22 protein-coding genes and 1 tRNA gene are annotated in these 22247 nt (G+C 40.8%); 12 read left to right on the plus strand and 11 right to left on the minus strand.

From position 1 onward, the window contains the following. Positions 1-81 precede the first annotated feature (81 nt). Entirely contained in the window at positions 82-603 is a 522-nt protein-coding gene (locus tag PL11201_RS17440; protein ID WP_079680170.1) for a cupredoxin domain-containing protein, read from the plus strand. A 23-nt stretch (positions 604-626) separates the two neighbouring features. Next, a complete protein-coding gene (locus tag PL11201_RS17445; protein ID WP_079680171.1) occupies positions 627-1586 on the plus strand; it encodes a F510_1955 family glycosylhydrolase in 960 nt (319 codons plus the stop codon). Between the two features lie 288 nt (positions 1587-1874). On the opposite strand, the gene PL11201_RS17450 is transcribed toward PL11201_RS17445, so the two are convergent. From PL11201_RS17450 to PL11201_RS17470, 5 genes are all read right to left on the minus strand, one after another. Then, positions 1875-1948: transfer RNA gene (locus tag PL11201_RS17450), tRNA-Pro, on the minus strand. A gap of 49 nt (positions 1949-1997) precedes the next feature. Next, positions 1998-2363, minus strand: coding sequence for a DUF1818 family protein (locus tag PL11201_RS17455; protein WP_079680172.1), 366 nt, complete (start codon positions 2361-2363; stop codon positions 1998-2000). A gap of 10 nt (positions 2364-2373) precedes the next feature. Then, positions 2374-2988, minus strand: coding sequence for a hypothetical protein (locus tag PL11201_RS17460; protein WP_144017805.1), 615 nt, complete (start codon positions 2986-2988; stop codon positions 2374-2376). A gap of 83 nt (positions 2989-3071) precedes the next feature. Beyond that, positions 3072-3305, minus strand: coding sequence for a DNA-directed RNA polymerase subunit omega (locus tag PL11201_RS17465; protein WP_079680173.1), 234 nt, complete (start codon positions 3303-3305; stop codon positions 3072-3074). Positions 3306-3403: 98 nt separating this feature from the next. Then, complete coding sequence (locus PL11201_RS17470) at positions 3404-4294, minus strand: LysM peptidoglycan-binding domain-containing M23 family metallopeptidase (RefSeq protein ID WP_079680174.1); 891 nt, start codon at positions 4292-4294, stop codon at positions 3404-3406. A gap of 195 nt (positions 4295-4489) precedes the next feature. On the opposite strand from PL11201_RS17470, the gene PL11201_RS17475 reads away from it, so the two are divergent. Next, entirely contained in the window at positions 4490-5710 is a 1221-nt protein-coding gene (locus PL11201_RS17475) for an HhoA/HhoB/HtrA family serine endopeptidase (protein WP_079680175.1), read from the plus strand. Here PL11201_RS17475 and PL11201_RS17480 read toward each other — a convergent pair. Continuing rightward, positions 5707-6048: a DUF760 domain-containing protein gene (locus tag PL11201_RS17480; protein ID WP_079680176.1), complete on the minus strand. Its 342-nt coding sequence runs from the start codon at positions 6046-6048 to the stop codon at positions 5707-5709. The two genes, PL11201_RS17475 and PL11201_RS17480, sit on opposite strands and share 4 nt — an antisense overlap. Positions 6049-6097: 49 nt before the next feature. Next, positions 6098-6643, minus strand: a complete 546-nt coding sequence (gene scpB / locus PL11201_RS17485; protein WP_079680177.1) for an SMC-Scp complex subunit ScpB — start codon at positions 6641-6643, stop codon at positions 6098-6100. A 336-nt stretch (positions 6644-6979) separates the two neighbouring features. Here scpB and PL11201_RS17490 point away from each other — a divergent pair, with 336 nt between their 5' ends. From PL11201_RS17490 to PL11201_RS27365, 4 genes are all read left to right on the plus strand, one after another. Next, positions 6980-7195, plus strand: a complete 216-nt coding sequence (locus tag PL11201_RS17490) for a hypothetical protein (RefSeq protein ID WP_079680178.1) — start codon at positions 6980-6982, stop codon at positions 7193-7195. Between the two features lie 184 nt (positions 7196-7379). Next, a complete protein-coding gene (locus tag PL11201_RS17495; RefSeq protein ID WP_079680179.1) occupies positions 7380-8225 on the plus strand; it encodes a M28 family peptidase in 846 nt (281 codons plus the stop codon). Positions 8226-8637: 412 nt separating this feature from the next. Then, a complete protein-coding gene (locus PL11201_RS17500; RefSeq protein WP_079680180.1) occupies positions 8638-13311 on the plus strand; it encodes an ATP-binding protein in 4674 nt (1557 codons plus the stop codon). Next, the gene (locus tag PL11201_RS27365; protein WP_255377708.1) at positions 13308-13433 is read left to right on the plus strand and encodes an ATP-binding protein; all 126 of its coding nucleotides are present in this window, start codon (positions 13308-13310) and stop codon (positions 13431-13433) included. Before PL11201_RS17500 ends, PL11201_RS27365 begins: the two co-directional genes overlap by 4 nt. Before the next feature lie 103 nt (positions 13434-13536). Here the strand turns inward: PL11201_RS27365 and PL11201_RS17505 are convergent, their stop codons facing one another. Then, positions 13537-14388 carry a M48 family metalloprotease gene (locus PL11201_RS17505; RefSeq protein WP_079680181.1) on the minus strand — a complete coding sequence of 284 codons (852 nt, stop codon included), beginning with the start codon at positions 14386-14388 and terminating at the stop codon, positions 13537-13539. Between the two features lie 162 nt (positions 14389-14550). Between PL11201_RS17505 and PL11201_RS17510 the strand changes: the two genes are divergently transcribed. Further along, positions 14551-15210: a DUF1361 domain-containing protein gene (locus PL11201_RS17510; RefSeq protein WP_079680182.1), complete on the plus strand. Its 660-nt coding sequence runs from the start codon at positions 14551-14553 to the stop codon at positions 15208-15210. Positions 15211-15217: 7 nt separating this feature from the next. On the opposite strand, the gene PL11201_RS17515 is transcribed toward PL11201_RS17510, so the two are convergent. Next, positions 15218-15883 carry a leucine-rich repeat domain-containing protein gene (locus PL11201_RS17515; RefSeq protein ID WP_079680183.1) on the minus strand — a complete coding sequence of 222 codons (666 nt, stop codon included), beginning with the start codon at positions 15881-15883 and terminating at the stop codon, positions 15218-15220. A 103-nt stretch (positions 15884-15986) separates the two neighbouring features. Between PL11201_RS17515 and PL11201_RS17520 the strand changes: the two genes are divergently transcribed. Next, positions 15987-17315 (plus strand): GH25 family lysozyme, encoded by a 1329-nt coding sequence (locus PL11201_RS17520; protein WP_079680184.1) that lies wholly within the window; start codon positions 15987-15989, stop codon positions 17313-17315. 99 nt (positions 17316-17414) lie between these two features. Here PL11201_RS17520 and PL11201_RS17525 read toward each other — a convergent pair whose 3' ends face one another. Beyond that, positions 17415-18650: an adenylate/guanylate cyclase domain-containing protein gene (locus tag PL11201_RS17525; protein ID WP_079680185.1), complete on the minus strand. Its 1236-nt coding sequence runs from the start codon at positions 18648-18650 to the stop codon at positions 17415-17417. Positions 18651-19429: 779 nt separating this feature from the next. On the opposite strand from PL11201_RS17525, the gene PL11201_RS17530 reads away from it, so the two are divergent. Further along, the gene (locus PL11201_RS17530; protein WP_079680186.1) at positions 19430-19855 is read left to right on the plus strand and encodes a hypothetical protein; all 426 of its coding nucleotides are present in this window, start codon (positions 19430-19432) and stop codon (positions 19853-19855) included. Here the strand turns inward: PL11201_RS17530 and PL11201_RS17535 are convergent. After that, a complete protein-coding gene (locus tag PL11201_RS17535; RefSeq protein ID WP_079680187.1) occupies positions 19848-21038 on the minus strand; it encodes an IscS subfamily cysteine desulfurase in 1191 nt (396 codons plus the stop codon). The genes PL11201_RS17530 and PL11201_RS17535 overlap by 8 nt on opposite strands. A gap of 134 nt (positions 21039-21172) precedes the next feature. Here PL11201_RS17535 and PL11201_RS17540 point away from each other — a divergent pair, with 134 nt between their 5' ends. Next, the gene (locus PL11201_RS17540; RefSeq protein ID WP_079680188.1) at positions 21173-21823 is read left to right on the plus strand and encodes a DUF3386 domain-containing protein; all 651 of its coding nucleotides are present in this window, start codon (positions 21173-21175) and stop codon (positions 21821-21823) included. A gap of 105 nt (positions 21824-21928) precedes the next feature. Next, entirely contained in the window at positions 21929-22168 is a 240-nt protein-coding gene (locus PL11201_RS17545) for a NifU family protein (RefSeq protein ID WP_079680189.1), read from the plus strand. The last annotated feature ends 79 nt before the right edge of the window (positions 22169-22247 follow it).

Genomic DNA, 22247 nt, shown 5'->3' on the forward strand with positions numbered 1-22247 from the left:
CATCGAGATGTGCGGTGATTAACAAAGATCTAAAAGAACCCGCCCCTACAAATGGGTTTGATATAATCAGGAGAGGAAATCATGAACAAAAAACTAAAAATCGGATTACAATTGAGCGGAATTTTCCTATCGATTTTAATGGGAAATTCTGCCCCAGTGCGGTCAATGGAATCCCATACAGAACCCGCTAATAATCAATTGCGGACTATTGAACAGCCGTTATCAACTAAAATGGCGGTTACTGCGGGGGGATTAGCCTTAATTGGATTAGAACTTTGGTGGTTTTTATTGAGTAAACCTAAAGCCAAAAAAGCAATAATTAATCAAGATACTCAAGAATTAGATATTTTAGTGGATGGAGGTTATCAACCTAACCGTATTACCGTTCAATTGGGTAAAAAAGTCCGTCTGAACTTTATTCGCAAAGATCCCAGTCATTGCTTAGATAAAGTGCTGTTTCCTGACTTTAACATTGCTCAAGATTTACCCCTGAATCAAACGACAACTATTGAGTTTATACCGGAAGAATCGGGAGAATATACCTTTAGTTGTGGGATGAATATGATTCGAGGAATCTTAGAAGTTCAGCATCAGTTACCTTAACCTTATTATCATCAGCAAAAATCATGAAAACCTTACAAAATTTGGGACTTTTGATCCTTGCGTTATCTCTAATCAGTTGCTCGTCTCCCCAGTCTAAAGTTGAAACTCAACCCAATTCTGCTGTAACTTCAACCCCTAAAATTTCTACAACAAAACCGCCCACAGTGACCTTAACTCCAGCAACAGATTGGCAAAGGGAGAATCATATTCATGGGATAGCAATTGATCCGAATAATCCTAATATTTTATATATTGGAACCCATCATGGATTAATCCAATATTCTCAAGATAAAAAATGGTCTTGGGTTGGTAAAGATCGTTCCGATTATATGGGATTTGCTGCCCATCCCACGGATAGTAACCGTCTCTATTCTAGCGGACATCCCCACACCGGAGGAAATTTAGGATTTCGAGTCACAGAAGATTACGGGGAAACTTGGCAAGTTTTGTCTAAATCCGGGGTTGATTTTCATGCTTTAGCGATTTCTAGTAGTAATCCTAATCTGATTTATGGTTGGGCAACATCGGGAGATAAGGGATTTTTAGTTTCAAAAGATGGCGGTAAAAATTGGGAGTCGATTACCCCAGTTGGTTTGGATCATGGGGTCTTTAGTTTAACCGTTAACCCGCAAAATTCCGATCATATTTTCGCTACTACTCAAGAAGGTTTATATGAAAGTAAAAATGGGGGTAAAAATTGGGAATTAATTCCCGGGACGGATACCAGTTTAATTGTTGGTTTAGCTTTGATTCCAGACAATAATAAAATGGTGATGATTGGATATCGGTTATTAGAATCTGACCCTGGAATTTATCAAAGTTCCGATAGTGGCAAAACTTGGGAAAAATTGGGAACTGGAACCGAAGGTGTTATTTTATATTTGGCAACTAATCCTAAAAATCCCCAGATTATTTATGGGGTAAATCAGCAAAATGCTGTTTTTCATTCTTCTGATGGGGGAAAAATTTGGCATTCCCTTTAAACCAAACCCAGAAACCGAGCTTCTATAGTGCTACGCATTACAGTTAGGACGCTTCTAAATCCTGAAACTCTCCCTATTCGTAATTCGTAATTTCTCAATGCGTAGCGCTATAGAAAATTAATTACTTAAATGATTGCTGGCGTAAGCATCCAGACTAACAATTGTAATAAATCTAAAGCAAAAAAAGCAACCATCAATCAGGATATTCCAGAACAAAAAACCACTCCTGAGTATTGATTGTCTCAAGAGTGGAATTTTTGACTATTTAATATAGTTACTGACTTAGAATCGGAGCGACAGGATTTGAACCTGCGACCCCTACCACCCCAAGGTAGTGCGCTACCAAGCTGCGCTACGCCCCGACACAATTAACTAATGTAGCATAGTAAACAGAAACTTGTCAAGGCTATTTCAAAAGATTTTTAAGGTTTTTGTGGCTTGTACCAATTCCGCCACCACTTCCACGGGCCAAGCACCCTCCACCCGGCGTCCGGTATTCAAAATCAACTGCACCGTATAAGCATTAGCATAGCCTTCTACCTGCATCCACAACCGATCGCTTTCCGCTTCACAGGCTATTTTTTCTTCATCCATCAACTCAAGGCTCATTTGGGTCATGGTATCGGCTAGTTCACCCAACAACCGACAAAAATCATCAAACTCCGCCTGAGTCAATTCCACCGCCCAGCTATCGCCCCCGACTAACCCTTGAAATTCCGTGGCTTGGGGGTTCCAACCTAAACGCCATCCGCTTCCCGTTTTTAGAATTCTTTCCATATTCCCCAGGTTATTTTAGGCCTTGGGCACCTCCCGACTCGGGGGAATTACCGGAGGGGGTTGGCGGTTTAGGGGTGGGTGCAGAAGGAATCGGGTCAATACTAGCCGGATTAGGATTAAATAAACCCGCCAGTGTATTAACTAACGCATCACGTTCAACTCGATTTAACTGTTGAATGGCTTTTTGATCCCCGATTAAAGGATTTTCTTTTAATACTTCCTGACCGGGATAACTTAACACTAACATCGGTTCATTGACCCCGAGATAATCGGCTAAGGTGAGTTTCCAATCAAAACGATATTGAGTTGGTCGAGCTTTCACATAAATATGATAACGAATTAACCGACTAATCAAGGTATTATCTTCGGCGACTTTCCCCGTTTCCTTGGAAAGATATTGATTTTCCTGGGGTAAATTTGGTAACTGTTCATAGACTTTTTTCCACACCTCTGAGACCCTCACTCGTCCCGATGGGGAGGATATTTCTGATGGAGGAGTTTGGGCGAGTCCCTGAATTTCCAGACCCTCAACAAACCCACCTAAAACAATGAATAGGGTAATCGTAACGGCGAGTAATAAAAAACTTAAAATAACTGGTTTTTGGGGTTTTCGAGATTTCAACATAAACCTATGATTAAGACATCCTGGAGTCTTTATCACCTCGGTGAATGAGGTTTTAAAGACACCCAATACCGCAATTTATCAATCTAACGATCCGCGATAATTTGCGGTTGATTTAGTTCATCGGACATTTCAATAATTGCGCGTAAAACAGGTTTGATGGTGTTCTCATCCCCATTATCAAAATCTTCATACCGACACCGTTTAGCCCGATTTGCGACCTGTACTGTAATCCGATAGCGATTAGTGGCGGCACTGACGAGATCGGCAGCCCGGCGAGTAATTTCTGTTGAGTCTATTTGATGGGAACGCTTGTGCATGAAGTTCACGATTTCCTAACCCTAGAGTTGTGTTTATATCTTATCAAAACTCCAGGAAGTAGGGAATGGACAATGGGCAATACGGTGGAATATCCAGATCATCGTTTCACTTGAACATAGGGATTGGGATCTTCTGCAATCCATCCTAAATCGGAGTTATAACGGATTTCAAAATGGAGATGGGGTTGATCCGTATCCGGTTGTCCCGTTGTTCCTACTGTTCCTAATACATCCCCTAACTTTACCGCTTGACCCAATTTCACCCCAATATTGTCCAGATGGGCATAACGGGTTTGTTTCCCTGACCCATGATTAACCACAACTAATTTTCCATAGCCCTCCCGTTCTCCCGCAAAGGCTATTTTCCCTGCCCCAACGGATAAAACCGGAGTTCCCACCGTCGCCGTCAAGTCCAAACCACTGTGAAATATCACCTTACCCGAAACGGGATGGAGTTGCCAACCATAACCCATCTGTATTGTTGTCGGTTGGGGTAACGGATAACCTGGTAACACCAATATCGCCACAGTTGGTGGCCCTTTGGGTGACCAATTCACACCGGGTAAAAATAGGGCTGTTGGTTGGGTTTGACAACCATTCATTTCAAAAACCACATCAGGACGGGCATTATAAGCTCTGACCACTTCCTGCCAACTCCGACCAGGGGGAATATCTACCCGAATCCCATTATGGGGCGGAATCAAAATCTCCTGTCCGATGGGAATCGGCCCCCGTTGTAAAATTGGATTCATCCCCAGTAGGGTTGCTGGAATCAGATTATATTGGCGGGCAATACTTTCGAGGGTATCTCCAGGGGCAATCCGATGAGGTTTTAAACGGGATAATACCGGGGTTGGGCAAACATCTTGAGCTTCTGAGTTAAAGGGTTCATTTGCCTCTACAGACCTTATCCATGGCGTAATACTAACTAATATTCCGATTAGAGCCATCGACCGCAATAATAATATTTCTAAACGTTGAACCCGCATAATCAGTAATTAATCAAATTTAACTTTAAAGAAACCGATTCCCCTGTTAGTGATTGTTAAATAATAATCAGTTATCACCGTAATATGTAGTTTACAGTTATAATCAGATGGTGAAGTTTTTATTTTATTTCTTTCACTGATTACTGATAACTGATTACTGATAACTGATTACTGATTTCCACCACAGCAACAAAGATGGATTTATCATTCAAACAGTTTACGATATACCTAGCCTTAGTTTCATTAGGTGGCGGTGGTGGATGGCTGGGAAGTCGCTATGTCCAAACTAATAACTCTGCCCAGTTATCGGCGACGGTAGCCATCGTTAAACCTATGCCTGCGGTTTCTCCCCCTAGGGTTACAGAAGATCAGATGATTGACCGCAGTAGTTCTAATTTTATTGCCGATGCCGCCGAAATTGTTGGGCCGACGGTGGTGAGAATTGATGCGACCCGCAAATCGGCACAGGATGTACCCGATGCCTTTAAAAATCCCCTATTTAAACGCTTTTTTGGCAATCAAATCCCCACACCTGAAGACCGCGTTCGTAGAGGAACAGGTTCAGGATTTATTCTACATTCCGATGGTCGGATCATTACCAATGCCCATGTTGTGGATGGGGCGGATACGGTACAAGTTACCCTCAAAGATGGTCGGGTATTTGAAGGGAAAGTCAAAGGAGTTGACCCGATAACCGATGTGGCGGCGGTGAAAATTGAGGGGAAAGAGTTACCGACCGCTCCGATTGGTTTCTCTGACCATTTGGTTCCGGGTCAGTGGGCGATCGCCATTGGTAATCCCCTAGGATTAGATAATACCGTAACGATTGGGATTATCAGTGCTACAGATCGTTCCAGTACCCAAGTCGGAATTCCCGATAAACGAGTTCGCTTTATTCAAACCGATGCGGCCATCAATCCCGGAAACTCCGGCGGGCCATTATTAAACGATCAAGGTCATGTGATTGGGATTAATACGGCAATTCGGGCTAATGCCCAGGGTCTGGGATTTGCCATTCCCATTGAAACCGCAATCCGCATCGCCAGTCAACTTTTTGTTAAAGGGAAGGCAGATCATCCCTATCTGGGTGTACAGATGGTGGAACTCAGTCCGGTGGTGAAGGCGGAAATGAATCAGCAACTGGAAGTTAAATTAACCCAGGACACCGGGGTGATTGTGGTGCGGGTGGTAGAGGATTCCCCCGCCGCCCAAATGGGAATTCTCAAGGGGGATATCCTCACAGCCATTGACGGCAGTGAGGTTAATACTCCGGCTCAAGTCCAAGAACAAATTGAAACTAAGACGGTTGGGGAAGAACTTCCCGTCGAAATCAACCGTCAGGGCCAAAGACAAACCCTGATGATTAAAACCGCCGTGTTCCCAGAATCCGCCTTAGCCGGGGAATTCAATAATTAATCCGGTGTTTTGGAATCAATCGAAGCGGTGCGGGATAGGTTTTCTTCCAGGTGCATCCGTTGTTCCATTTGGCGTAAAAAGTACCCGGTCATCATTGCCGATGCTAACAGACCCGCCAAGTTTTCGCGGTTGGTTGTAATCTGCACATCAAAGTGATCGGAGGGGAGTACCCCGACTAATCCTTGGACGTTTTTACTAATGATTTCTTTAATTTCCAAACTCGCAGACTGAGCAACTGTCGCCAAGACATCGGGATGTTGACTTTGCAGGTAGGTCAACAACGGATTTTCGGCGGTCTCTTGAACATCAGATTTAAGGAAGTCAGAGTTAAAAACCATGATCTGCGTCTCTATATCATGCTTATGCTATCTATAGTTTATCTTATTTTTACACTTCGCTGGTAGGCTTGGTGTCGAGAACCGGTAAAGGGGCATCCAGGGGTAAATCGTCGCTAAAGTTTAATGAAAGTTGTTGGGGAAGCTGATCAACTTGGAAATACTGATGGAATTTTTTAGTCACTTGTAACCAATGGGAGCGGGAATTAGCTTGTTTGCGTTTCTGAACAAATCCCAGTTCTACGAGTTCGGTGACTTGTTGATAGGCTCCTGACCCTCTTAATTCTACTAAATCGGTTTGGGTAATGCCACCCTTGAGGGCGATCGCTGCTAAAGTTCTTAATGCCCCAACCCCTAACTCCGGTGCTACTAAGCTTTGCATTAATGACCGATAGGCTTCTCGCAGTTGTAAGCTATATCCAGAATCGGTTTCTACGACTTCTAAGGCACTATCCCGATGGGCGTAGTCAGACATCAGTTGAATCAGTGCTTCTTCGACTTCGGTGCGATCGCACCCGGCTAATTCTGCGAGTCCAGCAATGGAAAGCGATTGACCTTTTAAATACAAAATTGCTTCAATTTTCGCCAATAAACTCATTTTGAACAACAGATGAAAGATCACGGTTTGGGGTTCGTAACTGTTGACTGTACACACTTGTCCGTCAAGCGTCAACTTTTAGCCGGGGATTGGTGTTAGAATCCCGGTCTGTACTTACAGTTAACAAAATTTTTGTATATTTTTTCAGCAAATATTATTTGATCCCCTTTCTGTCTAAGACAATATTTTTTTCAACTCTCTAAAGATAGATTTTACTTGGAAACGGCAACTTAATTAAACTTAACAAAAATATAGATGAACTGTAAGTTAGATAACAAAGTTAGGGAAATCGATCATCCATAATTGAGTTTATATAATTATTTGGGATCGATCAACATGAACAGGGAAAATGCAGTTCCCTCAAATTGCCGTAATTGCCTCCACTACAAACCAGAAGGCAGACGGGGAGGAACTTGTCAGATGTTCCACGCGCCTGTCCAAAGTCATTGGAAATCCTGTTCCTTAGCCGCCTTACCCTTTATTTACTTATTAGATCGGGCAGATGCGGAATTTTATGGCATACCCGATGAAAAAGAGCAGAAAGTTTCCTGAACCCAACCCCCGATCAATTTTATCATTAATTAGGACAAAAACCATGACTGACATCGCCAAAAAATCTATAAAAGAAAACAAAAATTGTTGCTGCTTTAAAGTATTAAATTTTGACTAAATTTCCAGAAACTTGTTTTGAAAATTTATGTTAGAATGGAATTTCAGATTTTTTTAAGATTAATCAATGACCATAAGTTTAAAATCCCAATTAACTCAGCATCTACAACAAATTATTAGAGAACGTGACCCTTATTTGGCTTCTGAGGGTCATTTTTATGTCCGTGAATATATTCGTCAGCAACTCCAACAATGGGGAACTGTGATCACCGATGAGTTTGAACTTAGGGGAAAAACTCATCAAAATTTAATCCTAAATTTACCTGCTATTTCCAAATCAAACAATTCTATTATTTTAATTGGTGCCCATTATGATACCGTACCAGGGTGTCCTGGGGCCGATGATAATGGTACAGGAGTTGCGGTTTTATTGGAATTAGCCGCATCGATTGCTCAACATCCTCTTAAATACCCGGTTCAATGTGTAGCTTTTGATTTAGAAGAATATGGTTTTTTAGGGAGTCAACATTATGCCCAATCCTTAAAAGAACAAAACCAGTCTATTCGCCTGATGCTTTCCCTAGAAATGTTAGGCTATTGTAATCCTAATCCTAATTCTCAACGCTATCCCCCCGGATTAAAATATTTTTATCCGAATTGTGGGGATTATATTGCTTTAATTGGTAACTTAAAAACTATCCCTGATTTAATTAGAATTAGTCGAGGAATTCGCCAAACTAAAACGCCTTGTCAATGGCTACCTGTTCCCAACCGAGGAATGATGGTTCCCGATACCAGACGGAGTGATCAGGTTCCTTTTTGGGATTTAGGATATGCAGCAATTATGGTGACAGATACAGCCAATTTACGGAATCCTCACTACCATCAACCGACGGATACTTTAGAAACCCTAGATTTAGATTTTCTCGCCGGAGTTTGTCAAGGTTTATTATCAGGTTTGCGAAGAATTTGACCTTCTATTCGGGAGATTCTGGGTTCAGAAAAAAAAATTTATAGGCGGAGAAAAAGTCCCTGAATAAATTAAAATTTATTACAACTTGTTGAACAGTTATAGCACTACGCACTAGGGAACAGGCAATAGATAACAGTAAGTAGTGAATGAATTTCGGGATTTAGAAGTGTCCTAACTGTAATGCGTAGCACTATAGCCACTGCCTGATTATCAGTTACAGAAATCATTAAGGAATGAAAAATAAATAACTTGCACAATTAAACCCTAGAAACCCTGATCTACGGTAAACTATTACTCAATTAGTCACCTTATTGGTTTTTCATTCCTAAGTTTTAAACAGTTGCCAAGGCGGTTAGGACATTCACCGAAAGCGAAAAGCATTCCCCATTCCCTTGCGTTCATTAGAATCACAATGACTATCGACTTAGCTGGTTATCAACTCGTTGAAACCCTTCACAGCGGGGTCAGAACTTCCGTTTATCGCGCTCGCAAGGAGTCGGAAGTTTCCAGCGTGATTATCAAAACCTTAAGGGCTGAATATCCCACCCTTTCTGATATCACCCACCTGCGGCACGAATATCAAATTCTGCACAGCCTGAACGCCGAAAATATTGTCAAAGCGATTAGTTTAGAAAGCCATAAAAACGGTTTAGCACTAATCCTAGAAGATTCAGGTGCGGAGTCTTTGAGCGATTGGATTCAGGGTAAAAAATTACCCATGATTCAATTTCTTTCCCTGGCTTTGCAACTGGTCTGTGCCTTAGCCGAACTGCATAAACATAATATTATTCATAAAGATATCAAGCCCCAAAATATTGTCATCAACCCAACCACAGAAACAGTTAAAATAATTGATTTCAGCATCGCTTCTCGCCTAGAACGAGAAAATCAGGCACTATCCCATCCCGACCTCCTCGAAGGCACTTTAGCCTATATGTCCCCCGAACAAACGGGCAGAATGAATCGGTCAATTGACTACCGCACCGACTTTTATTCCCTGGGAGTCACCTTCTATGAAATACTCACAGGACAGTTGCCTTTTAATAGCACAGATCCGTTGGAATTAGTCCATAGTCATATTGCTAAAACTCCCATTCCCCCCGATCAGATCAATCCAGAAATTCCGCCCCAAATTTCAGCGATCGCCCTCAAATTATTAGCCAAAAATGCCGAAGATCGCTATCAAAGTGCCCAGGGACTGAAATTCGACTTAGAAACCTGCTTAATGAATCTCAAGGCGAAGGTCGAGATCACCGACTTTGTGGCCGGGAGTGCGGATAAAGCCGGACAATTGAATATACCCCAAAAGCTCTACGGTCGCGACCCAGAAGTGAATGAACTCCTAGAAACCTTTAATTGTGTAGTCCGGGGTACAACGGAATTAATGCTAGTTTCCGGTTATTCTGGGATTGGCAAAACCGTTTTAGTCAATGAAGTTCACAAACCCATTGTCCGCCAACGGGGTTATTTTATTGCCGGAAAATTTGACCAATTCAAACGCAATATTCCCTATGCTTCCTTAATTCAAGCCTTCCAATCCTTAATTCAACAATTACTCACCGAAAGTGAAGCAGAAATTCAGATTTGGAAACAAAAACTCCTAGGTGCTTTGGGGGTTAACGGGCAAATCATTATTGATGTGATTCCCGAAGTTGAATTAATTATTAGTAAACAGCCTCCCGTACAGCAACTCGGGCCGACCGAATCTCAAAACCGTTTTAGTCGAGTCTTTAAACAATTTATTGGCGTATTTACCACCGTTGAACACCCCCTCGTTGTCTTTCTCGATGACTTGCAATGGGCAGATTCGGCGTCCCTGAAATTAATTGAACTCCTGATCACTGATAGCGACAGCCAATATTTATTAATCATTGGAGCCTATCGAGATAACGAAGTTTTTCCCACCCATCCGACCATTCAAACCATTGAAAAAATTCAACAAGCGGGTGCAACGGTCAAGAAGATCTTACTTAAGCCCCTGCAACTGGTTCATGTCACAGAATTAATCGACGAGACTTTGAATAATGAAGCAATCAAACCAGAATCTCTGTCGGTAGAGACGCAAACTTTTGCCTCTTTACTGTTCAATAAAACCCAAGGAAATCCCTTTTTCTTAACTCAACTGCTCAAAACTCTTTACCAAGAAGATTTGCTGGTTTATGACTTGTATTCAAGTTGGTGGCAGTGGAACATCGAACACATTCAAGCCATTGGCATCACCGATTATAATGTAGTGGAACTGATTGCCAGAAATATTCGCAAACTGTCCCCGGAAACTCAAAAAGTCCTAAAATTAGCAGCTTGTATTGGCAACACCTTTAACTTAGATGTCCTGGCAATTGTTAACGAGAAATCCTGCTTACTGACGGCTGCACATTTGTGGTCAGCACTTCAGGCGGGCTTGATTTTGCCCCTGGGCAATGAGTACAAAATTCCCCTGGCATTTAATCAAGAAGAATCGGCAGACGTCATTTTAACTGATGTCAAGGTAGACTACAAATTTTTACATGACCGCGTGCAGCAAGCCGCCTATTCTTTGATTCCCGACGAGCAAAAAAAACAAACTCACCTAAAAATCGGTCAACTGCTTCTACACTCAACCACACCGGAAGAACAAAAAGAAAATATTTTTGCTTTAGTTAATCAACTCAATTATGGGATTGAATTACTGATAACTAAAACAGAAAAATATGAATTAGCTCGACTTAATCTGATCGCTGGACAGAAAGCCAAAGCAGCCACCGCCTACGAGTCGGCGGTCAAATATTTGAATCTAGGCATAGGAATCCTCGCTTCAGATTCCTGGGAAACCGACTATGATTTAACCTTTGATCTGTATATAGAAACGATGGCTGCGGAATTTTTAAACATCAACTTTGAGCAGGCAAAACTGCTATCAGAAGTGGTGTTAAACCACGCCCAAACTATCCTAGGTCGAGTCAAAGTTTATGAACTACAAGTACAGTTTTATATTGCTCAAAACCAAATGCAACCTGCTTTAGAAGCGGGTCTGCAAGCAATAGAGATGTTGGGGATATCCCTTTCTAAAGAACCGCCCGGTCAGATGAACCCTGAAGATCTAGCCAATTTACCGGAAATGACGGCACTGGAGGAGCTTGCAGCCATGCGTCTGTTAATGATGATTGCCCCTCCGGTTTATTTCGGGGCTCCGGCGATGTTTCCCCAGGTGCCCTATACCATGATGGCTCTTTCGATTCAATATGGTAATTCACCACTGGCCTCTATTGGCTATGGATTTTATGCCATGATTTTGTGTGGTTCGTCCGCCGGGATTAATTCGGGATATCAATTTGGACAACTGGCGGTCAAGGTACTTGATCAATTTGATGCTCGCTCCCATAAAGCTCAAATCACCACCATATTTAATGCCCATATCAGACACTGGAAAGAACACATTAAGGAAACTTTTAACCCGTTGCTGGAGGGAATTCAAAGCGGGCTAGAAACCGGAAATATAGATTGGGCTGGCTACAATGCTTTTTACTATTGTGACCACATATTTTTTGCAGGTGAACCGCTAGATTTGGTTTATCAAAAGCAAGTGCAACACCTTGAGTTAATGCTAAAAGTTAAACAGGAAATGCACAGTGCTTATATCAAAGTCGGGATAGTAATGGTTTTAAAATTACTCAATGCCTCGCCTGAAAAATATCAAATTAAGGGCGAAATCTTGAACGAAGAAGAAATTTTACAAAAATTAATTGCAGCTAATCAAGCTACGTTTATTTTTTCAGCTTATTTATTCAAAACAATTCGCTGTTATTTGTTTAAAGATTACCAAGAATCGGTAAAAAATGCTTGTTTAGCCGAAAAATATGAAGAAGGCGTAACGGGTTTAATGACCACGGCTGAACTCAATTTTTATTATTCTTTGGCTCTCCTAGGTCAATATCCAGAAGTTTCTCAAAGCCAACAAAAAAAATCCTTAGAACAAGTGGTAAACAATCAGAAAAAAATGCAGGATTGGGCGATGAATGGGCCGATGAATTATCAACACAAATACGATTTAGTTGAAGCCGAGAAAGCGCGGGTTTTGGGGCAAAAAGACAAAGCCATGGATGATTACGAGCAAGCCATTCAAGGAGCCGCATTGCAGGGATATATCCAAGAAGAAGCCTTAGCGAATGAACTAGCAGCAGAGTTTCATCTCTCTTTGGGCAGACAGAAGATTGCTAAAACCTATATGACCGATGCCTACTATGGTTACATCCGATGGGGAGCCGCATCGAAAGTCGAAGATTTAGAAGCACGATATCCGCAATTACTCACCGATGTTCTGAATCAGAAATTGAGGGAAAAGACAGATCGAACAATGATCCAGACGATGCAAGGAACCCTAACTTCTAGCGGAGCAGGAATTTCAGAATTTCTGGACTTGGCAACAGTCATGAAAGCATCCCAGGCGATTTCTGGGGAAATTATTCTAGCTAATTTGCTTGATAAGTTAATGAAAATTCTGATAGAAAATGCGGGGGCGGAAACGGGCTCGCTGATCCACTCAAAGAACGGGCAATTTTTCATAGAAGCAGTGGGGAATAAAGATCAAGTGCAAGTGCTGCAATCTCTACCCGTATCCAATGGCCAGCAGTTGCCGATCTCAATCCTGAATTACGTCGCTAGAACTCAGAAAGATATCCTTTTAAACGATGCCAGTCGCGAGGGAACATTTAACACTGACCCCTACATCACCCAACACCAAACCCAATCGATTCTGTGTGTGCCGATTATTTATCAAAGCCAACTCACGGCGATTCTTTACCTGGAAAATAACCTGACAGTCGGAGCTTTTACTCAGGATCGGGTGGAAGTCTTGCGACTATTATCAGGACAAGCGGCGATCGCCTTAGAAAACGCCAACCTCTATCACAGCTTAGAGCTGAAAGTGGAGGAGCGCACCGAAGAATTACAAGTTAAAAATGCCCGCCTGGAAGTAGAAATTCAAGAGCGGCAGCGAGCCGAACAAGCAGCCGAAGTGGCGAATACTGCCAAAAGCAAATTTCTGGCGAACATGAGCCACGAACTTCGCACCCGCCTAAACGGTATTTTGGGTCATCCCCCAGGGTGAAAATTCGTTTCCAAGTCGAAGACACAGGAATTGGTATTGGAGCCGAGCAAGTGTCAAAAATATTTTTACCCTACCTGAAAAAATCATCAGAAGTTTCTCCGGTGCTCGACGGAAAGTTTTAGTGGTGGATAATTACCTTGAAAGATGTGATTGTGATCGGAACTTTTGTGAGTATTTCATCCACCTATACCGAGGGATGAGAAATTAACATGGATATCGAATTAATCAAGACATTTGTTGATCTAACTTAAGTAAGGCTTGAATTCTAGCTTCCGTTGGCGGATGAGTCGAAAATAAACTTGCCATTGTTTGTCCTGAAAAACTATTCATAATTAATAGGGCTTCAAAGGCAGGATTTCCTGCAATTGGTATCTGTCTAGCCGTAGCATCTAAGCGTTGTAAGGCTCTGGCTAATGCTTTCGGATTTCCGGTTAATTTAGCCGCCCGGGCATCGGCGGAAAATTCCCGGGTTCGGGAAATCGCTAATTGAATCACAGTGGCAGCCATAGGAGCTAGAATTATTGTTAATAATAATCCTATGGGATTTCCGCCCCCATTCCGATTGCGTGAACCTCCAAACCACATCGAATAACTGGCAAATTGAGCCAGTCCAGAAATAGCTCCGGCGATGGTTGCAGCTACGGCTTGGGTGAGGGTATCTCGATTTTGAACATGGCTTAATTCATGGGCAATGACGGCTTCTAATTCGTCTTCGGGTAAGAGTTTTATAATCCCTTCTGTGACAGCAACAGCAGCATTTTGGGGATTTCGACCGGTGGCGAAAGCATTAGCCGCTTGAGTCGGGACAATATAAATCCCTGGTACGGGTAAATTGGCGCGATCGCATAATCGTTGTACCATGGCATATAATCCCGGAGCCTGTTCAGCCGTAACAGGTTGGGCATTATAGGCTTTGAGGGCAATTTGGTCGGAAAAATACCAGCTTCCTAGATTAGTGACCGCCGCTAAGGCGATACCCACCAATAGACCGCCAGTTCCCCCAATCACCCAGTAGCTAATCATAACTAAAAGGGCACTTAATAATCCGAGTAAAGCAACGGTTTTAAATAGATTCATAGCAATTTTTCTCGGGTATAACTGTTTGTTTTGAGTTCTATTGTAGTCCTAAATGTGTCAAGAATAGGGGGAATATAACCCCAAATAATAGGTTTTACGGAATTCTTGAGAATCGAGTTGTTATACTAAATAACAATAATTTCATCAGAAACCCGAAAACCTATGCGAGAAATGTTAGCAAATACAATGGAGATTTTTGACCGACACAGTGGTTGGATTATTTGGAATCTTTTCCTCGCATTTATTCCTTGGGTTTTGAGTTTTTGGTTATTTCGCAGAAAAGTTATAACTCGAAATTGGGGTTGGTGGATTATCTATATTATTTTTATTGCTTTCTTACCCAATGCTCCCTATCTGCTCACGGATATTATTCATTTAATTCGGATTATTCAGGCGGGGTATTCGGTTTGGCTAATTACCTTAATTTTTATTCCACTCCATGTATTTGCAATTATGGCGGGTTTACAAGCCTATGTTTTATCCTTAATTAATCAAGGGCATTATTTGAGAAGGCAAGGGGTGAAACAATATATTTTTGCTTCGGAAATCATGACTCATCTTTTATGTGCGATTGGGGTTTATTTAGGAAGATTTAGGCGGTTTAATAGTTGGGATTTAGTGACTCAACCCGATGTTATTTTCTTGCAAACTTTAGATGATTTAACTGATAAAAAACCTTTGTTTGTGGTGACTGTTACCTTTGTCGTCATTACCATATCCTATACATTAATGAAGCAAGTCACCCTGGGATTAATTCTTCAGTTAAAACGAATTGCTTCAGGATTGGATGAATTAGACCCGGATGAATTTCCCCAAAGATAAATTGGCATCACCTATCAAAACGACAAATGTATTTAGGATTAATCGGACATTCAGTCGATGTTAGGGGGTTATTTTGAATAAACAAAAAACGCAGTTTATTCAAAGATTTTAAGGGTGTAATGTCAACCACTTGATTATTATTGAGATTGATTTCACTTACAACCTTTAAACTCTGAAGTGGGGAAACATCAGAAATTTGATTATAGCTAAGATTAATTCGGATTAATTTGGTTAAGGATTGTAAGGGACTAATATCCGTAATTTTATTATAACTTAAATCCAATTCTTCTAAATTAGTCATACTTTGTAAGGGAGTCAGGTCGGAAATATGATTATTTCTGACCTTCAAGACAGTAATATGGGTTAATCCTTGTAGGGGACTTAAATCAGAGAGGAGAAAGGTACTTAAATCTAACACTTTTTGTTCCGCTAACATTTGATTGGCGCGATCGCAATTGGAAGTTCCCACTTGTTGCAATAAAACATCGAGGGTTCTTTTCACTTCTGGTGACAATTGCTGACGATTCAAACACCAATCTTGAAAGGTTTTAAAAGTCTGGGAATTCGGATCTGACTGGGCTAAACTCGACTGCGGTAAACCTAAAACCATTAACATTAATAAAAATTTCCCGATTTTCTGTGGAATTGTCCTTTTTGTCAAGGGTTTTTTCATCGTGATCAATCCTCGGTGAATAGTTGTGGTAGAATAGTGCAAGTTGCTTTTTAACTCTAGTATTGACGACACGATCGCTCTTTGTTCCTCAACTTCTAAACTAATGAGTATTCGGGGTATTGACGTTTCAGATTACCAGCCTACAGTAGATTGGCAAGCCGTTGCCCGTTCTGGGATTTCCTTTGCCATCATTAAATCAACAGAAGGAGAAAGCTTTGTTTGTAAAGTTTTCCCCAGCTATTGGGAACAAACAAAAGCCAACGGTTTAATTCGGGGTGCTTATCATTTTTTTAAGCCTGATAGTGATCCCATTAAACAAGCCTATCATTTTCTGAAAACTGTTAAACTCCAAGCTGGAGATCTGCCTCCGGTCTTGGATATTGAAACCATGGGAACTGTAGATGCCAAAACCCTCTGTGATCGAGCCGCCCAATGGATTGATGTGATTGAAAAAGAAACGGGTTTTCGTCCGATTATTTATACTTATCCTGGGTTTTGGCAAAAACTCAATACCACTCGTTTTTCCGATTATCCTCTGTGGATTGCCCATTATACCACGGCCGAACAACCGATTATTCCTGGCGGCTGGAAAACCTGGGTCTTTTGGCAATTTACCGACCAAGGCCAAGTTGAGGGAATTAGTGGGGGTGTGGATGTTAATTTATTTGAAAGTATTCGCAGAGGGGATAAGGGGACAAAAGTTGAAAAGATTCAAACCCTGCTAAAAAATCAAGGTCATGATCCCGGAACTATTGATGGGAGTTTTGGCAATGGTACGGAAACCGCTTTAATCAAATTTCAGCAAAAAAAACAGTTACAAGCGGATGGAGTCGCCGGGTTAAAAACATGGACGGCGTTGATGGGGCCCTCTGATTCTTTTGTTCTGCCTGTAGGAAGTGTTGAACCTACACCTGAGCCCACACCCACACCTGTACTCACACCTGTACCTACACCCGAACCCACACCCGAACCCACACCCGAACCCACGCCCGCACCTGCCCCCATTCCCAGTATTGAACTCATTGATATTTGTAAAGTTTATAAAGGAACTCCCAATCAGGATCAGGTGCTAACCTGGTTTGAGCCACAAATTCCCCAGACTATATTATTAGAATTTTCTAAACTCTGGAGAAACCAAACAAAGGTTCCAACTGTTTCTGTAAAGTTCATTAATGTTTGTAAATATTATCGAGGTTTAGCTAATCAAGATCAAGCCTTGCGGTGGTTACAAGAGAAAATTTCACCCACCCTTTTAAGTGAATTGGCTCAAAAATGGAATCAACAAACTTTATCACCACCGAGTATTAAATTAGAGGACGTCTGTAAATACTATAAAGGTTTACCCGGCCAAGTAAAGGCATTAGAATGGCTACAAAGTCAAATTCCTGCGGCTACCTTAGATGAATTTGTTAGACAGTGGAGAAAACCTTAAATCAGTCATCAGTTATCAGTTATCAGTTATTAGTGGTCAGTTATTAGTTATTAGTTATTAGTCAATAAATTAACTTTTACACTGTTGACTGATAACTGTTTACTGATAACTGTTTAGGCGCCAAGCAATTAAAGGTTCGACTTTTCCTTTCACAAAAATTGGATCACAAGGTTGAACATTTAGTTTACAATTTAAGGCTTGATACATAGGATCAGAAAGGGTGATTTCTCCAGCCGGAGTAATTCCTTCTAAACGTTTACCCGTATTTACCACATCTCCAATAACGGTGTAAGTTCTAACTTTTTTTCCGCCAAATAATCCTTCTATTACTTCCCCACAGTGAATACTACAACCTGCTCCTAAGCCATAGGGATTAAGAACATTTTTAGCTGCTGCTTGCATGGCTTGAGCCGCTTGAATCCCCTGTTGTGGGGTAGCATAAATTGCCATAATTTCATCCCCTGTTAGGGTAACTTTTAAAGGGTGATATCGTGAAGATTCTGGTTCTACGGTTTGATAATAATGGTTTAAAACTTGGGCAGCAATATCGGGCTGTGTTTGTTCACACCATTGAGTAAAACCGCGAATATCCATAAATAAAATAGTGCGATCGCATTTTTGAAACGCCAAGGCTTCAGGATTATTTAAAGCCGTTGCTACCATATAACTGCCCATCCCCCATTCTGCCATATTTCCTAAGAGTCTTGCCGTCTTTTGGAGTTGATTTCGCTGTTGTGAGAGTTGAAACGCTTGCAAACCTAACAGTAACCCAATTAAAATCAGACTTAACGTTAAAAATGAGTGAGTTTTACTTTGAAGAAAATGTAAAAAAGTTTTCCCGTATAATCGATTAGACTCTTGGGAAATTTCAACAACAATATAAAAAGCAATAATCATTAAAGTTCTGGTTATACTTTCCAGAGGGAAAAATAACCAATCAGCCTTTAATTTCCCATGAAATCTTAATCCCTGGAGAGTAGCAATGATCAAAGAAAATATCAAGAATACTAGATGAATAGGTTCTTTAAAAAAATTTACTCCATCAATGGGTAAATCCATTGCTATGTACAAACCAACACCAACCAAATTTCCCCAAAACCGATTAGAATTGGGACGAGAAATCACCCATGCTTGGACTAACATGGCTACAATTAATAAATATTCTGTGGGGTTAGTAAAATATTCAATCCAACTTTTAGAAATAATAGTAGAGAGACTTTTTAAGATCAAAAAATAACCACTGTTACTGAAAAGCTCACCCCAAAAAGCACTCCAGCGATTTCCTGTGAATAGAGATTCTAAAAGGGGTTTGAAGGAATTAGATGATGTATACATGAGTTCATAGTTTAATACCAATCTCATTTTTGAGATTTATTGTTTCACACAGACTGCCGTACACCGATTGTTTTTACGCCAGCTTTATTCACATCAATAATTTATTTTTTATAGACTGTGAATAGGGATTTTTTAAATTCTCAGCACCCAAACCGTAAGTAGTTATATTAGAAAGCCACACTCTGCATTATAACATACTTTATGATCTGGAGTATTAGTAATTAATTTCTGAACTCAATTTCGCTTGAGTCCTATCTAAATTAACTGAACTTAACTAAAATTAAACTATATTTCCTTATATTTTAGCGATATAAGATGTTAATCTTTTTAAAAGAGTAACAGTGCCTAGAATAGCCATTTGGCGAAATAGGAAGTGAAATTTCAAGGAATAGTTCATCGGATGGAGCTTCCTTGCTCAGTATTGAACCGTTGAATGTCATCTAAACTTGAGAGTAAACCTAAAAAGTGACAATCTAGTGACGATGCAAGTGTTTTAGGAAGTAGGCTACCTTCCCCGTAACAGTCAGTGGCCCAGAATTATTCAAGAAATCTTAACACTCCCTTGATAAGTTCAGAAATTTCTGTAACAATAAATACAGTAGTGAAAATATTTATTAGGGCTGTTCCTGTCAATCAACCGACTGTTCAGGATGGGAGGAAACTGGGAAATGAATGTTTCTTTGTTCCGTTTTAACCCGATGGCAACAGGCTTGATAGTCCAATTCAAAATGTCAAGGCTATTTTTAGCACCTAAACCTTCTTAAAAAGGAGTGTTTCTTATGAAAACTCAATGGGAAATTTATCGCAAATTAGAATTAATTCCTGAGACAGTTTCATTACCTTTAGATGAACAGGGAATATCAAGATTTTATCAAAGTAAAATATGGCACTCTTGGGTAATTTTTTGCGCCAAAAATTTATCGGAACAACAAACATTTGACCATATCGAGGGCTGTTTTAAACTAGATTCTTCTGATCCTAATTCGACAAAAAGATTTCATTTATTCCGAACCCTTTGGCTGATTTTAAATCAACCCATTAAATTCTCTCATTTTTCCACAAAATCAGAACCTTATATTTGGAAAAGTTATAATTTGGGAGGTTCCACCCAATGGCATATTTACGATCCCAAAAGTGGACTAACCTATGATTTAGACTCGGAGGAAGATGTTTTAAGTTGGCTGGAAAAACAGAATTCTAATTAGGCAAAATTGAAATAGTTGTTGAGCGAGATCGGACTTTTCTCAAGGCTTGAATGGTGTTGATCGTATGCTCTGCCACTTGGTTAATTTCTGATTCTGTGGTGAACCGACCCAAACCAAAACGAATCGAAGCATAGGCTAAATGATCCGAATGACCTAATGCTTTTAAAACGTGGGAGGGTTCAATTTTAGTTGAGGTACAAGCAGAACCAGATGATACCGCCATCATCGTTTGTAATCCCAATAATAAAGCCTGACCATCAACGCCGTCAATACTAATATTTAAATTTCCAGCTAACCGTTGGGTTGGATGACCATTCAAATAAATTCCTTCTAGGGCTGATAATTTATTCCAGAGGGTTTCTCTGAGTTGAATTAATTGTTGAGTTTCTGTTAGTCTTTGGGATAGGGCAATCTCAATTGCTTTAGCAAATCCGACAATTTGGGGGGTACATAAAGTTCCTGAACGCATTCCCCGTTCATGCCCCCCACCATGGAGTTGAGCCGCTAATTTCACTCTAGGATTTCTCCGCCGTACATATAATGCTCCGATCCCTTTGGGGCCATAAATTTTATGGGCGGTTAAAGACATTAAATCAATATTTAATTGCTGAACATCTAAAGGAATTTTACCGACAGCTTGGGCGGCATCGGTATGAAATAAAACTCCATGATGATGACAAAGTTCTCCAATTTCAGCCAGGGGTTGCAGTACCCCAATTTCATTATTAGCCGCCATAATTGAGACTAAAATAGTATCGGGACGCAGGCCTATTTTCAGGTCAGCTAAATCAATAATTCCATCGGATTTCACCCCAAGATAAGTAACTTCAAACCCCAAAGTTTCCAAATAATGACAAGGATCAAGAACAGCATTATGTTCGGTCATGACGGTAATAATATGTCTGCCTTTATTAAAATAGGCTTCAGCTACTCCTTTTAAGGCTAAATTGTTAGATTCCGTGGCTCCACTGGTGAAAATAATTTCTTCAGGAGCACAGTTAATCCCATTAGCAATAATTTCCCTAGCCTGTTTAACGGCCGCTTCAGCTTCCCACCCATAAATATGATTAATACTGGCGGCATTGCCAAAATATTCGTTAAAATAGGGTAACATTGCTTCTAAAACCAAGGGATCAACGGGGGTTGTGGCGTTACAATCCAGATAAATTGGACGTTTAGACATAATTATTGCTAATAAAAATAGGTGGGTTTTAATCTCTAGTCCTCAAGTTTAGTCTATTTTTTTTGATACCGAACCCAGTAAACCCTTAATATTCTATAATAGAGATTGTGGTGCTGTTCATCCCTAACTATTTTATGGCTGAATCAAAAAACGCTTTAGATTTATTTCGGACTGCTTATGAACATCGTTATACCTGGGACTCTCACTTCCCCGGTTATCGGGCTGATATTGAACTGAAACAGGGGGATGAAGTCTACACCGGACAGATTCAGATTAACCCAGACCTGACGGTAGAAGTGAGTCAAATTGCCGACGAAGAAGTCAAGCAAAGCGTCTATACCCAACTGCGGGATGTGGTCACCCATCGCAAACGCAGTTCTTTTGAACAAGCCCATGGAAAAAATAAATTTAGTTTAGGAGAAATTGACGATACCGGGGCTTTAGAAATCCTAGTCGAAGGTGATGCGATGGGATCAAATTATTCCGTGCGTGGCGATCAAATTTCTCGGGTTAGTCGCGTCATGGGTCGGATGGCATTTGTGATTAATACCCATGAAAGTTTAGACACCGGAGAAGGTTACGCCGCCGCCCGTTATGATGCGGTATTTCGTAACCCTCAAACTCAGGAAATCATCAAGGAACTTGAGTTTGAAGATACCTTTGAAAAATTTGGCAACTATTACATTATGACTCGCCAAGTAGTTCATTCTAAAGAAGCCGACAAAACCACAAAAACGGAGTTCAACTATTCCCAAGTCAAACTACTTGAACCCGTTGCTGTTTAACTTTGATCAGTGATCAATAACCTAGAATTAATTGATCTGCAAATAACGTTAGGGTCAACAACTCACCGTTAAATCAAATTCTGTACTATCAATTTAAGGTAAATCATGGATACATTAGCACTAACTGAAGAAAACGTAGAGACAGTTTTAGATGAACTTCGTCCTTATCTAATGTCGGACGGGGGAAATGTAGAAATTGTTGAACTTGATGGCCCGATTGTTCGACTCCGACTCCAAGGCGCCTGTGGTTCCTGTCCGAGTTCGACGATGACTTTAAAAATGGGAATCGAACGCCGTTTACGCGAAAGAATTCCTGAAATTGATCTGGTGGAAGCCGTGGCTTAGGAGAGCTTTTCCCGAACCCATTGTCCAAGGTTCAATGAGCAATCATCATGAACTTTGGACTCGATAAATTTTCCCTTTT

Origin of the sequence: Planktothrix sp. PCC 11201, from assembly GCF_900009135.1 — a bacterium.
In the GTDB taxonomy this organism is placed as follows: domain Bacteria; phylum Cyanobacteriota; class Cyanobacteriia; order Cyanobacteriales; family Microcoleaceae; genus Planktothrix.